Origin of the sequence: Adhaeribacter swui (assembly GCF_014217805.1) — a bacterium.
In the GTDB taxonomy this organism is placed as follows: domain Bacteria; phylum Bacteroidota; class Bacteroidia; order Cytophagales; family Hymenobacteraceae; genus Adhaeribacter; species Adhaeribacter swui.
This window is the reverse complement of the sequence record NZ_CP055156.1, coordinates 5,287,388-5,301,200: the sequence shown is the minus strand read 5'-3', so window position 1 is coordinate 5,301,200 and position 13,813 is coordinate 5,287,388. Positions and strand designations below refer to the sequence as shown.

Sequence of the window (13,813 nt, the reverse complement as noted above, 5' to 3'; positions counted from 1 at the left end):
TTAAATTTTTAAAAAGTTCTTGTTATTAAATTACTGACAAAAGTACGGTTACCTTAAACTACCGCAAAAATATCAGACTCGCGCATGATTAAATAATCCTGGCCATCTACGGTGATTTCAGTACCAGCATATTTACCATAAAGCACTTGGTCGCCTACTTGCAATTGCGGTTTAACCAAAACGCCTTGCTCCGAAACTTTACCTTCGCCTACTGCCACTATTTCGCCGCGCTGTGGTTTTTCTTTGGCAGTGTCCGGAATAATAATACCTGATTTGGTTTTTTCTTCTGCTGCTGCAGGAGCAACAATTACTCTGTCTGCTAATGGTTTAATGTTAATTGCCATAGGTTTTTCTATAGTTTAAAGTAGATATGTTAATTTTTATTTAAATTCTGGGAGTAAAGGCTTCAGGTAGAACCTGCGTGAACCATTGCTACATTTCCTGTGCCAAGCGCCAAAAGCACTTAATAATCGTCAAAATTTCAGTTTTCTATTTTGTATCTCTGCCATAATTGTCAGAATTACGCTGTCATACTTTATGAAAACTGACAGGCACCAAACTGGTGAAACAGGTGAAATTTAAAAATTTATTTTTACTGTAAAAAAAAACCGGTATTGCAGGTGGCAATACCGGTAAATCGTATTCGGGTGTAATATCTTTTATTTAGCTGAATCTATGGTAACACCAGGAGTGCTTACGGCAGGCTGTTGCGCCGGAGCAGTACCACCTGGAGCCGCGTTGGTTCCAGCTGGATTAGTAGTACCGTTACTAGCTGGCGGAATAGCAGGTGCTTGGGTAGCCGCTGGTCGGTCTTGTTGCGCTTTTTCAATGTTCACGCTTCTGGATTGTACGGCGCCGCCGGCAGTATCTAAAATAATGTGCGAGGTTAAAGTTAATAATACTAAGCCTATGGCAAAACCCCAGGTTAATTTCTCCAGTAAATCACCGGTTCTTTTTACGCCCATTAACTGGCTGGAGCCAGCACCAAACTGGCTAGATAAACCCCCACCTTTAGAATTCTGAGATAATACTACCAAAATCAGCAGAACACAAACAAAAATAATGATACTAATCAGGGCAATGTACATAAACTATATTTGATTTCTAAGTTTTTCAATTTGAGCTGCAAAGTAAGTTCTTTTTTCCGGTATTTTCACTATTAGATGCTCATAAATTTTAATCGCTTTTTTTATTTTTCCTTGTTGCACCAAAATATTGGCGAGGTTTTCGGAAGCCAGGTTTTTCGTGTTTTTAGTGCTTTTAAAAGCTAAATCATCTTGTGGCTCCGAACGCAGCTTTTCGTTCGAAAATGTTTTTAATTTTGGATTAGCTTTTAAAAACTGGTCAATAATCTCGAACTGCCGGTTTACCGCAGTGGCTTTCGGCGGATCGGTAGGAGTAAGGTAATTTTGTTTGCTGTATTCCAGAATTAAATCCGGATAGAACTGCAGCGGCGTATGGTGCGTTAGCTCATCTTTTACCTGTAACAATTCTCCTAACCGGCTGGAGCCCATCCAGTAGCCTAACTGGTTTGAGGTGTATACTTCCTTGATAAACTCCTCATTGGTTGCAGGTTTTAATTCGCTGTTAAAATATTCGTCCGATTCTGGTTTAAATAAATAAGAATCAAAGCTGGCCAAGGTTTGATCCAGGGTATTTTCTTCCGTTTCGGCGGGTACTTCTAACTCATAGCGAATAATTTCGGGCGAAGCTGGTTGCCCGGTGTTACTTGCTTCAGCCGTAGTCGGTTGGTCTTCCGGAGTGGGTTCAGCTTCTTCTGTTGGTTGCGTTGTTTCGGAGGTACTCGTCCACTTTTCAACCTGCAGCATTTCTTCTAACTCCGACAGCGTTAAAGTATAAGCCGGCTCAAAGCTAGGCAACAGGATCGTTTCTTCTGTAATAGCAGGCTCAGGTTCCGGAATTTGATTTACGGCTTCATCCCGAATAAATACCTCTGCTGGTGCTAATGATAAGGTCTCTGGTTGGATTGTTGTATCCTCAGAAACAGCTTCGCCCTCGTAAATTTCATACTCTGCTGCTATTGCTTCATCTGTCGGAGTAGGTGTCATCTCAACCAAATCAGATACTGCGGTATCTTCAGCTCCTTCTAAATTTTGAGTTTCTGGCTCCGAAATTTCGGCACTAACCGGTTTATCTGGTTCCGTCTTAGTTTCCGGTAAATGCGTGATTTGGTTTTCTGCTACAAAAGCAGCTTGGTCTAAAGCCGTACCATCGGTATTGTGGCTGGCTACGTTGGTAGTTTCGGCAATAGCCGTTACCGGAATAGCGGCATCGGTGGTATAAATAAGTTTTTTTAATAATTGCCGGTTGGTGGCATAAGCAGCCGCTTTGCGCAACTTTTGGTTCGACAGCATGCTGCCTTTGTCGTAGGAAGCTTTGGCAATAAGTAAATGCGCCGTTTGGCAATACGGAAAATTGTTCACCAGCTTTTCCATTTCTTCCACATCCTGATCCGACAAAGTCGACACGTTGCGTATCATGTGGAGTAAAGCTGATTTATTCATGTTATATAGTTGGAAGATTGAAAAGTTAGAAAGTTGAAAGGTTGGAAAGAATTAAGTTTAGCTGAACTTAATATTTTTAAAAATTGAAGACGAAAGCAGCAAGATTTACAAGCTTATTTTCGAATCAATTTAATATCGAAAATAAGGAGAACTTTCTAACCTTTCAACTTTAAAACTTTCCAACCCATCTACCAATTAGCCAGGGATTTATTAAAAACATCCATAACTAACTGTTCAGTAATGCGGCGGATATCCGCATCGTTTATTTGGGAAATATTTTGGTTCTGCGGAAAGTCCCGGAACGCTGAAAATGATTGTTCAAAATCTTGCTTCGAATCTTTGTTGTTTTTGTAGCGAACCTGCAAACTAATAGTTAACCGGTTTACCGAAGCTACATCTAATTCGCCTTGCCGCTGCAAAGCCGCCGGGCTGAAATTAAAAGATAATATTTGTCCTTCGAACTGTAAATCCCCGTTTTGCGGAATCAGTTTTAAGTTGGTGTTCCGTTGAAAATAATCCCGGAATTCTTCACTTACCAATTGCGTCAGGTTAGAAGGGCCTTGCCCGGAGTTGTTTTCAAAATTGAGCACACTCATGGTTTTAATAGAAGGATCGATGTTTGTGCCCGTAAATGAATAAACGCCGCAGCCCGATAAACCAAAAATTAAAAAAAGAATAAAGTTGAAGGCAATGAGATTATAATTCTTCAATGTCGTACTGTTTAAGTTTACGGTAAAGCGTACGTTCCGAAATACCTAAATCATGGGCCGCATACTTCCGTTTGTTATTGTGTTTTTTAAGCGCTTTCAAAATCATTTCCTTTTCTTTACTCTCTAAAGATAAAGTTTCCTCTTCGGTTTCATGCGGAATATCTTCTACCTTATCGTAATCATCGGTGTGATGATCTACGGGCAGTAAGCGGTTATCCGGGGCTTCGGCGGCAGGGTAGGAGCGTCGGTCCAGATTATCCAGGTTTTCGAATAAATGACTATGTTCCTGCAAAATAGAAGCTTTGTTCGATTGCGGACTAATAAACTCGTACACTAGTTTTTTTAAATCCGTCACATCTTTTTTCATGTCAAACAAAACCTTGTACAGCAAGTCGCGCTCCGAAAAGTTTTGATCCGTGGCGCGGCTGCCCGGCAGTATCATGGGAAGGGTGCTAACTTCTTCCTGGGGTAAGTAGTGGCGCAGTTTGGAGCTGTCAATCTCGCGGTCGTACTCCAGTACCGAAATTTGCTCGGCAATATTTTTTAACTGCCGGATATTACCCGGAAAGCGGAAACGCTGCAATTCTATTACAGCATCAGGGGTTAAAGTAACCGGTTTTACGTGGTATTTCTCAGCAAAATCGGCGGCAAATTTCCGGAAAAGTAAATAAACGTCATCGCCCCGTTCCCGCAAAGGCGGTACGGTAATAGGCACCGTATTTAAACGATAATACAAATCTTCCCGGAAGGCACCTTCGCGTACCGCGTTTAATAAATTAACGTTAGTGGCCGCAACCACCCGAACATCGGTTTTTTGTACTTTTGAAGAACCTACTTTAATAAATTCGCCGTTTTCAAGTACGCGTAACAGGCGGGCTTGGGTGCCTAAAGGCATTTCGCCAATCTCATCCAGAAATATGGTACCGCCGTTGGTTACTTCAAAATAGCCTTTGCGGGCTTCCTGGGCACCGGTAAACGAGCCTTTTTCGTGCCCGAACAATTCCGAATCAATGGTGCCCTCGGGGATTGCGCCGCAGTTAATAGCAATAAACTGGCCGTGCTTCCGCGGACTAAGGGAATGAATAATTTTTGAAAAAGATTCTTTTCCGCTCCCGCTTTCGCCTGTAATAAGTACCGTCATATCGGTAGGTGCTACCTGCACGGCTACCTGAATGGCGTAGTTCAGCAAAGGCGAATTACCAATTATACCGAACCGTTGTTTTATACTTTGGATCTCTGATTGATTCATTTAATATAAAGTCCATGAACCATATTCTATGGTCCACAGAATTTTTAAAATTTTAAAAAAGGATCCTTCCTAAACTGTTCCTGCAAGAATCTAACATGTAAGGAAGTATCAGCAGTTGGTAGTCCATCAATAGTGGACTACTGGCCAATCGACTAATTTATGGCTTCTCCCATTAAAGTACCTACCGAGCAATCCGTGATTAATACATCCACATAATCGCCTTTTTTAAAGTGCTTTTTAGGGAATACCACTACTTTATTCTGGTCGTTGCGGCCACTTAAATGTTCCGTTGATTTTTTAGAAAAACCTTCGACTAATACCCGGTGCACCTGGCCGAGCGCTAATTGGTTACGCTGTAACGAAAGCTGTCTTTGTTTTTCAATGATTTCGGCTAAGCGGCGTTTTTTAACTTCCAGGGGTACGTCGTCTTGCAGTTTACGGGCAGCCAGAGTACCAGGACGCTCGGAATAGTAAAACATGTAGGAGTAATCGTACTGCACGTAATCCATTAAAGTAAGCGTATCCTGGTGTTCTTCTTCGGTTTCGGAGCAAAAGCCGGCAATCATATCCGACGAAATGCCACAGTCTTCGCCTAAAATCCGCCGGATAGCATCTACCCGGTTCAGGTACCAGGCCCGGTCATAGGTCCGGTTCATAAGTTCCAGAACGCGCGAATTGCCGCTTTGTACCGGCAAATGAATGTATTTGCAGATGTTGTCGTACTTTTTAATGGTGTATAACACCTCGTCGGTAATGTCTTTGGGGTGCGAGGTAGAAAAACGAACGCGTAAATCCGGACTTACCTGCGCCACTTTTTCCAGCAAACCGGCAAAGTTTACCTGCACCAGGTTATCTTCGGAAGCATAATGGTATGAGTCTACGTTCTGGCCCAGTAAAGTAACTTCTTTAAAACCGTTGTTTACCAACTCCTGCACTTCGCGGATAATGGAAAAAGGATCGCGGCTGCGTTCCCGGCCCCGGGTAAAGGGCACCACACAGAAAGAACACATGTTATTGCAACCCCGCATAATGGATACAAAAGCAGAAACGCCGTTGGAGTTTAACCGGATTGGGTTAATATCGGCGTAAGTTTCTTCCCGTGATAGCAGCACGTTTACCGCTTTCTGCCCGTTATCTACTTCGTTAATCAAGTTAGGCAAGTCGCGGTACGCATCCGGGCCCACCACCAAATCCACAATTTTTTCTTCTTCCAGGAAGTTCTTCTTTAATCGCTCGGCCATACAACCCAAAACCCCTATAATTAAACCGGGCCGGCGTTTGCGCAATCCGTTGATGTGCACTAACCGGTGCCGCACGGTTTGCTCGGCTTTTTCGCGAATGGAACAGGTGTTCAGAAAAACTACATCAGCTTTTTCAATATCGGAGGTGGTGTCAAAACCTTCTTTGTACAGGATAGAGGTTACAATTTCACTGTCCGAGAAATTCATCTGACAGCCGTAACTTTCAATATATAATTTTCGGGAAAGGCCGGTATTGGTTTCAGCGCTGATTTTAGTTTCGCAAGCAGCTTGTTCGGCGGTGCGATTATCGATAAAATCCAGATCTACCACTAAGTTATTCATATACTAATTTTTGAAAGGCAAATTTACGAATTTAATTTTGAATGACAGAATGGCAGTTATACTTAATTTAAATTTGGTAATTACTTATAAAAACGTAATTATCTAATTAGTTATTTGCCAGGGTAATGAGGAAAGTGGAAAATAGGGTTATAAAGTTGCGGAAGCAACGGGGAAAGTTGGAAATTTTAAAAATTGCTCTACTATGGCTTACTATGGCGCGGATTTACTTCCGTGACTTACTATTTATTGGAGCAGTAATAGTTATCGTTCGCATAGCGGCGGCTGTTACTTAATTTCTACTTGAAGTTGTTTCATTGCTCAGGTTCTGTTCTTTTTGTCTTGACACAAAAAGAACCAAAAAAGTCAAGGCGCTAAAAACTCGCTGAACGCTCGGACAGTTTAGCGTCAAACTCTTGCACCTGGCTAAAGCTACTTGTTGCATAGTGTCCAAGGGTAATTTCCGGTGAATGGGAAATTTACTAAGTTGAGTTGTATGTGTTTGTATACGTTATATACCTTATGTACTTTATTACAGCTTAGGTTGGAGGACTTGCAGGAGGGCGGCGGCTTTTAGTAAACATTCCTGGTATTCTTGTTCCGGGTCTGAATCGTAGGTGATGGCGCTGCCCACCGCAAAACTGAGGTGCTTGGTCGAGGCATTGTACTGCATACTCCGGATTACCACGTTAAAATCAAAATCACCGTTGGGCAAAATATAACCCAGGCTCCCGGAATATAAACCTCTTGCAAAAGCTTCGTATTGTTCAATCAAACGCATGGCGGCAATTTTAGGCGCGCCGGTCATGCTGCCCATCGGGAAGGTACTTTTTAATATTTCTGTTAAAGAAGTTTGATTTGACACCTGCGATCGAATGGTGGTAATCATTTGGTGCACCTGCTTGAAACTGTATATGGCAAACATTTCTTCTACCACCACCGAACCAGTTACAGAGCAACGGGCCAGATCATTCCGCACCAAATCCATGATCATCATGTTTTCCGCGATTTCTTTTTCGTTTGTAGCCAGTTCATTTTTTAAAAAATTGTCTTCCGGGGTAGTTTTGCCGCGCCGGATGGTGCCTTTTATAGGTTGGGCAATCAGCATGTTTTGTGATTTTTTTAAAAAACGTTCCGGCGATGCGCACATCACGTATTTATCGTGCACTTTATAAAAGCCAGCAAAAGGCATCGGCGATAATTCATTTAAACCTAAAAACGCACTCACCGGGTCAAACCCTGGCGCTGACGCGTAAAACTCCTGGCAATAGTTTATCTCGTATACATCGCCTTCAATAATCCGCTGTTTAATGTTGTTTACCTGATTAATATATTCTTCTTTTGAAATGCGCTGTTCTATTGTTAAATTTCTATTATTTAGTGTTTTAGATTCCTGATATTCAAGAATGGCTTGATAAATTTTTAAACAATTGTCCTGAGGAGAGTTAATTATAATTTTATCCGCGGCAAAATGTATTTGTACTTCCGGGTTGAAAAAATGAATAACTGGAAATTGAATAAAATCCGGATGAGCGCTGCGAAGCGGTTCGATTTGGTTTTTAAGTTCGTAGCTCAATGTGCAACAAAGCACCTGTTTTTGCCGGCGCATTTCGGCTTCTAAGGATGCCAAAGCCTGATCTGAGTGAATGGGTAGAAACGTATTACTGGCGGCCAGAAAATTTAAAAATCCGTGATGCGGAAAGTCTATTTGGTTGGATTCGTAATAGGCTACTTGTTGATATAAGCTATTGGCCCATCCCAAAGCTTTTGTTTTAAAAGCGGTTAAAGGTTCCGGTAAGTGTATATGTAATATTTCTAGTTGGTACATAATGGGGCCGCTATTTTTAAATTTTTAAAATTTTAAATTTTTATACCGGTGCTTAAAACAAAAAAGGATGACCAACGGCCATCCTTTTTTGTTTTAAATTTTTGTTGATCTTATTAAATAACTGCTTTTTGTTCTACATCAGCGAAAATACGGCCGCAGTGCTCGCAAACAATAATTTTTTTGTGTGAAGCAATATCCGACTGACGTTGCGGGGGAACGGTGTTAAAGCAACCGCCGCAGGCATCGCGTTTAACCGTTACAACTGCTAAACCGTTGCGTACGTTTTGGCGGATGCGGGTATAGGCATTTAATAAACGGTCTTCAATATTTTTAACGGCTTTTTCCCGGTCCGATAACAGTACACGTTCTTCTTCTTCGCTTTCCGATACAATTACGTTTAATTCACCGGTTTTAGAATCTAAATCTTTGCGGCGTTCTTCCAGTTTTTGTTTGGTACCGGCTATTTCGTTGTGTTTTTGATCTATTTGGTAGTGAGCTTCTTTGATTTTTTTCTCCGAGATCTGAATTTCTAATTTTTGTAATTCAATCTCTTTGGTAATGGCATCGTATTCCCGGTTGTTACGCACATTAGATTGCTGATCTTCGTATTTACGAATTAAGCTCTCGGAGTCTTTAATGGCTTGTTTCCGGGCAGCAATCGTTTGATTTAAGTTTTCAATCTCTTCATCAAATTTGTTTACCCGAACTTCGTAACCGGCTATTTCATCTTCCAAGTCCCTAACTTCTTCCGGTAAATCACCCCGAACACGTCTGATTTCATCTAACTGAGAATCGATTTGCTGAAGCTTCATGAGGGCTTCTAATTTACTAGCTACGGTACTTTCCATGTAGTGCTTAACTATATCTGACAGGATTGGTATTTACTTTTGATAACAAGACTGCAAAATTAGAAAAATTATTTTTAATTATATCATAAAATAATTCCTTTGTGTAAACTTCGCTTTCGTAATGGCCAATATCCGCCAGTACAATTTTGTTTTCGGCGTCAAAATACTCATGGTATTTTAAATCAGCGGTTACAAATACATCGGCCTGTTGCCGGATAGCGTCTTTTATTAAAAAACTACCGGTGCCGCCGCAAACGGCTACCCGCTTTATTTTATTTTTTAAAAATTCGGTATGCTTCACTACCGATAATGCCATTTTTTCTTTTAAGTAACCAATAAATTCTGGTCCCGAAAGCCCAGCGGGTAATTCGCCCAACATGCCGGCGCCCACTTGTTGGTTCAGGTTAGCTAAAGAAATTACATCGTAGGCCACTTCTTCGTATGGGTGAGCAGCCAGTAAAGCCGCTACTACTTTACTTTCTAAATAACCCGGCAGTAATACTTCAATCCGGTTTTCGTCTACAAATTCCTGCTGGTTTATTTCCCCAATTGCCGGATTTGCGCCAGCCACCGGCTGAAAACTTCCAATGCCTTTTGCCTGAAACGACACATTCTGGTAATTCCCTAAAGTGCCCGCCCCGGCCTGGTGTAATGCATGCAGCACTTTTTTGGTATCGTTGAGCGGCACAAAAGTGATTAATTTTTTAAATAATCCGGATTTTGGCGCCAATATACGGGTGTTAACCAAGCCCAGTTTCTGACAAATTTTATTGTTTACTCCCGTAGACACGCTATCGAGGTTGGTATGGCAGGCATAAATAGCCAGATTATGTTGAATGGCTTTAATGATTATTTTCTCTACTGCGTTTTGGCCGGTAAGTTTTTTTAAAGGCTTAAAGATAACCGGATGATGGGCAATAATCAGGTTGCAATTATTCGCAATAGCTTCTTCCAACACGGCTTCGGTGCAGTCCAAGGTTAATAATACGCCCGTTATTGCATCCTGTGGGTTGCCGGTTTGCAGGCCCACGTTATCGTACGATTCCTGGTAAGCCGGCGGGGCAATTTGTTCCAATAAAGCAATTACCTCTTTAATTTTAGTCATTTTTGTTAACAGAATTAATGATGCCCAATAGATTGAAAGCTTGAAAATAGTTTATTTTTGCCCAAAATTACAGAAACATGAAGGTTATCGCGCGCTTACTGTATCCTTTTTCGCTGCTTTACGGTGGTGTCATGCGGGTGCGCAATACCTTGTACGATCAAAATTTTTTAAAATCCAACCATTTTACTGTACCCGTAATTAGTATAGGTAATTTAACGGTGGGCGGCACCGGCAAAACCCCGCACGTAGAATACCTTTTACGTTTACTCAATCATAAAAAAACAGCAACCCTAAGCCGCGGTTACAAACGGAAAATCAAAGGCTATATCCTGGCCGATGCTTCTGCCTCCGCCGAAAGCCTAGGCGACGAACCTTACCAATATTATTTAGATTACCCGCAGGTTACCGTAGCGGTTTCAGAAGACCGCGCCTTAGGCATTAAAAACTTGCTGGATCAAAAACCGGATTTAGACGTTATTGTTCTGGATGATGCGTTTCAGCACCGGGGGGTTACGCCTTCGCTGAATATTTTGTTAACGGATTACGCCCGTTTGTTTTACCAGGACTTGGTTTTACCGGCCGGGCGGCTGCGGGAATTTCCGGCGGGCGCCAACCGAGCCGATGTTATTATTGTTACCAAGTGCCCGGAGTTTATAGCGAACGCAGAAATGCAAAAAATTAAAAAATTGGCAGTTTCTTACGCCCAAAAAGAGATACCCGTTTTTTTTACGCGTTACCAATACGGTAATTTAGTTCCGTGCATTGCAAAGCAGCCGGTAAGTAATCAAATACTGGTTATTACGGCTATTGCTAATGCCAAACCATTAATCGGGTATTTACAAGATCAAGGTTATCAGGTGTTGCACCATTACCAATTTCCCGATCATCATGCTTTTACCAAATCTGATTTAAAGAAAATTTTTGCGGACTGGCAACGTTATTCCCAAAATAATCCGGTAACAATTATTACCACCCGGAAAGATGCGGTGAAGCTCGCCAATTTAATAACAGCACCCAACTGGCAAAACGTACCTTTATTTTACCTGCCCATAAAAGTTGCTTTTATTAAAGATCAGGAAGATTTTGATGCGCTTATTTTAAACCATATAGCTAACCAAAGTAAACCGGAAAATAACTAATTTTGAGCGTGAAGTATATTCTGCCCGTTGTATTAGCCCTAACCTGTTGCCTTTCCGGCTTGTTTGATGCCCAGGCTCAAATCTTAAACGACTCAACCGTTAACATTTACAGCCCCAAAACTACCCGCATAATTAAGGAAAATGATATTTTCCGGGGTAAATACGAATTGAGGCAAGTAGATACTACCTTAAATAACCTGCAACAAATTCGGAACTGGTACCACGATACTACTTTTTACCAGGACTTAGGCAATCTGGCTACGCCTGCTAAACGCTTGCATTTTTCGTTGCCCGACCAGATTGGTGCCCGGTATGGCCGTTCTATTTTCGACCGGTATAACTACAATCCGGCCAATCAAACGTATTTCGACTCTAAATCGCCTTATTCTCGGTTAAGTTACGTGCAAGGGGGCAACGGGCAACAAATTTTCGACGGTACTTTTAGCCGGAACGTGAACGAAAATGCCAGCGTAGGTTTTACATACGAACGGATTTCGAGCGAAAAGTTTTACGGCACCGCCACCACCCGGGGGGCCCGGCAAGTAGAACGAACCGGATTTACTTTGTTTACGCATATTCAGTCCAAAGAAAACCGGTATCATTTGTTTGCCAACGTAAATTATGCTGAACATGCCATTGTAGAGTCCGGAGGGATTCAGCGGGATGATCCCGAAAGCAGTGTTGATAGTTTATACCAAACCGATAACGTACAGGTATTTTTAAACACTGCCACGAACAAGGAATATCGTAAAAATGCCCATTTGGGTCAGGTATATCGCATCGCCAAAGATTACTTTAAAGTGTACCACACTTTAGATTACCGGTCGCAGTTTAACCGCTTTAAAGACACCGGGTTAAATTATTTTACTGTAAATAAAAAAAATGACAGCACCTATTTTTACCCCAATGTTTATTACGATACTCTTCGAACTTCCGATGCGAGTGAGTTCCGGATGTTCGAAAACTCCATTGGAGTAATGAGCGATAGCAAACTGCATTTCTTTCAGGCATATTTTAAAAACAGGAATGTAAGTTACCGCAACCAGTTGCTTAACGTGGAACAGGTTTTGCCAGGCCCGCTAAATGATTCCGTTCAGGTAGGATTCAAGAAGAATTTGAAGCAGTACTTTTTAGGCGGACACGGAGAATTTATTTTTCGGGATGTTTTTAATATTACCGTTAACGGCGAGTATCAGTTATTCCGCGATTACCGTTTGGATGCAGCCTTGCGGCTCAAGTTTTTAACCGTATCGCAATCGCGTACTTCTTATTCGCCTACTTTAACCCAGCAGCAGGTAATCTCTAACCATTTTGAATGGAAAAACGACTACCGGAATGTGGTGGCCGACCGGTCCGCTATTCGGGTAGATGGTACTTTGTTCCGGAATACGGTAAACCTGGAATTTGCCCGGACTAACCTGCAAAACTTTGTTTACTACAACGAAAAAGCTATTCCGGTGCAGGCTCCCGGCCAATTGCAGCTGTACACTTTAACCCTGAAGCACCATTTAGCATTGAAGAATTTTCATTGGGAGAACAATTTTAACTACACCGATAACAGCAAGGCCGAGGTAATTAGAATACCCCAATGGATGGTGAACAGCAAAGTGTATTTCCAAGGGCATTTGTTTAAAAAAGCTTTGTACGGTCAGGTAGGAGGGGAAGTGTACGTGCAGGACAAATACTTTGCTGATGCCTACATGCCTGCTACCCAGCAGTTCTATTTGCAAAACGGTTTTTCCATTCCAACCTATCCTTTAGTTGATGTTTTTGTAACGGCGGATATAAAGTCTTTTAACATTTTCGTGAAAATGGCGCACGTAAACCAAGGCTTCCCGGCAGATGGTTATTTTACTACGCCTATTTACCTGGGCCAGCCCCGCAACTTAACCTTCGGCATCCGCTGGATGTTTTTTGATTAAAGAGTTGGAAGGTTGGAAAGTTAAAAGGTTGAATATTTAAAAATTAGTATTAGTTGTTCTCCGATTTTCAGAAGATTGGTGCGTTAATTCTAACTGACCAATGGGATACATTTACTTGAGTTGAAAACAAAACATTTCTAGACAGAAGTTGAAGGTTAACTTTTCAACTTTAAAACCTTCCAACTTTTCAACTAAATAACCTGTAACTTTACACAATGGAAGAAATAAATAATCCGGGCAAAACTATATTAAAATTAAAATTACCGACCGACCCAAGGTGGGTAAATATTGCCGAGAAAAACATCGAAGAAATTTTGGTAGATCACGCCTACTGCGAACAAAAAGCGGCTACATCGGCTATTTCGTTAATTGTGAAATACCCCGACAAAACCAAATTGGTTGACGAAATGACGGCTTTAGTGGCCGAAGAATGGGGACACTTTGAGCGGGTACTGGAAGAGTTAAAAAAAAGAGGCTACCAATTAGGCCGTAACCGGCCCGATGAATACGTAGTGGAGTTAAGTAAACACATCCGGAAGGGCGATAAGCGGGAACGCCAATTAATGGATCACTTACTCATTAATGCCTTAATTGAAGCCCGCAGTTGCGAACGGTTTAAATTGCTCTGGAAAAACATTGCCGATCCGGGTTTGCAAAAATTCTACTACGAATTAATGGCATCAGAAGCCGGGCATTACGTGAGTTTTGTGAAACTAGCCAAAGAATACATGCCCGCCGATGTAGTAGATGCCCGATTGCAAGAATTGTTAAAGATTGAAGCCGATATCATTAATAACCTGGAGCACCGACCCGACCGAATGCATTAAGTACCGTTTACCAAAGTCTATTAATCTTTTCGCCTTTGAGGGTGTCTCCACCACCAAAACGGGATAGCTCCACAAAATAC

Annotated in this window: 12 protein-coding genes; 3 read left to right on the top strand and 9 right to left on the bottom strand. The window is 41.8% G+C overall.

The window, feature by feature from the left end:
• Positions 1-53: 53 nt before the first annotated feature.
• The 9 genes from groES to HUW51_RS21885 form a co-directional block, all read right to left on the bottom strand.
• A complete protein-coding gene (gene groES / locus HUW51_RS21925; protein ID WP_115372585.1) occupies positions 54-344 on the bottom strand; it encodes a co-chaperone GroES in 291 nt (96 codons plus the stop codon).
• Between the two features lie 315 nt (positions 345-659).
• Positions 660-1,088: a preprotein translocase subunit SecG gene (gene secG, locus HUW51_RS21920; RefSeq protein WP_185271737.1), complete on the bottom strand. Its 429-nt coding sequence runs from the start codon at positions 1,086-1,088 to the stop codon at positions 660-662.
• A gap of 3 nt (positions 1,089-1,091) precedes the next feature.
• Positions 1,092-2,525 carry a hypothetical protein gene (locus HUW51_RS21915; protein WP_185271736.1) on the bottom strand — a complete coding sequence of 478 codons (1,434 nt, stop codon included), beginning with the start codon at positions 2,523-2,525 and terminating at the stop codon, positions 1,092-1,094.
• Between the two features lie 188 nt (positions 2,526-2,713).
• Positions 2,714-3,235, bottom strand: coding sequence for an LPS assembly lipoprotein LptE (lptE, locus tag HUW51_RS21910; protein ID WP_228466825.1), 522 nt, complete (start codon positions 3,233-3,235; stop codon positions 2,714-2,716).
• On the bottom strand, positions 3,222-4,484 hold the full coding sequence (locus HUW51_RS21905) for a sigma-54 interaction domain-containing protein (protein ID WP_185271735.1): 1,263 nt from the start codon (positions 4,482-4,484) through the stop codon (positions 3,222-3,224). The genes lptE and HUW51_RS21905 overlap by 14 nt, the downstream gene beginning before the upstream one ends.
• A gap of 152 nt (positions 4,485-4,636) precedes the next feature.
• Complete coding sequence (gene miaB, locus HUW51_RS21900; RefSeq protein ID WP_185271734.1) at positions 4,637-6,067, bottom strand: tRNA (N6-isopentenyl adenosine(37)-C2)-methylthiotransferase MiaB; 1,431 nt, start codon at positions 6,065-6,067, stop codon at positions 4,637-4,639.
• A 529-nt stretch (positions 6,068-6,596) separates the two neighbouring features.
• Complete coding sequence (locus HUW51_RS21895; protein WP_185271733.1) at positions 6,597-7,892, bottom strand: anthranilate synthase component I family protein; 1,296 nt, start codon at positions 7,890-7,892, stop codon at positions 6,597-6,599.
• Between the two features lie 113 nt (positions 7,893-8,005).
• Positions 8,006-8,740 carry a zinc ribbon domain-containing protein gene (locus tag HUW51_RS21890; protein ID WP_185271732.1) on the bottom strand — a complete coding sequence of 245 codons (735 nt, stop codon included), beginning with the start codon at positions 8,738-8,740 and terminating at the stop codon, positions 8,006-8,008.
• Between the two features lie 7 nt (positions 8,741-8,747).
• A complete protein-coding gene (locus HUW51_RS21885) occupies positions 8,748-9,845 on the bottom strand; it encodes a Nif3-like dinuclear metal center hexameric protein (protein ID WP_185271731.1) in 1,098 nt (365 codons plus the stop codon).
• 77 nt (positions 9,846-9,922) lie between these two features.
• On the opposite strand from HUW51_RS21885, the gene lpxK reads away from it, so the two are divergent.
• From lpxK to miaE, 3 genes are all read left to right on the top strand, one after another.
• Positions 9,923-10,984: a tetraacyldisaccharide 4'-kinase gene (gene lpxK / locus HUW51_RS21880; RefSeq protein WP_185271730.1), complete on the top strand. Its 1,062-nt coding sequence runs from the start codon at positions 9,923-9,925 to the stop codon at positions 10,982-10,984.
• Positions 10,985-10,992: 8 nt separating this feature from the next.
• A complete protein-coding gene (locus tag HUW51_RS21875) occupies positions 10,993-12,906 on the top strand; it encodes a putative porin (RefSeq protein ID WP_185271729.1) in 1,914 nt (637 codons plus the stop codon).
• Between the two features lie 215 nt (positions 12,907-13,121).
• Positions 13,122-13,733: a tRNA-(ms[2]io[6]A)-hydroxylase gene (gene miaE, locus HUW51_RS21870; protein ID WP_185271728.1), complete on the top strand. Its 612-nt coding sequence runs from the start codon at positions 13,122-13,124 to the stop codon at positions 13,731-13,733.
• Positions 13,734-13,813: the final 80 nt, after the last annotated feature.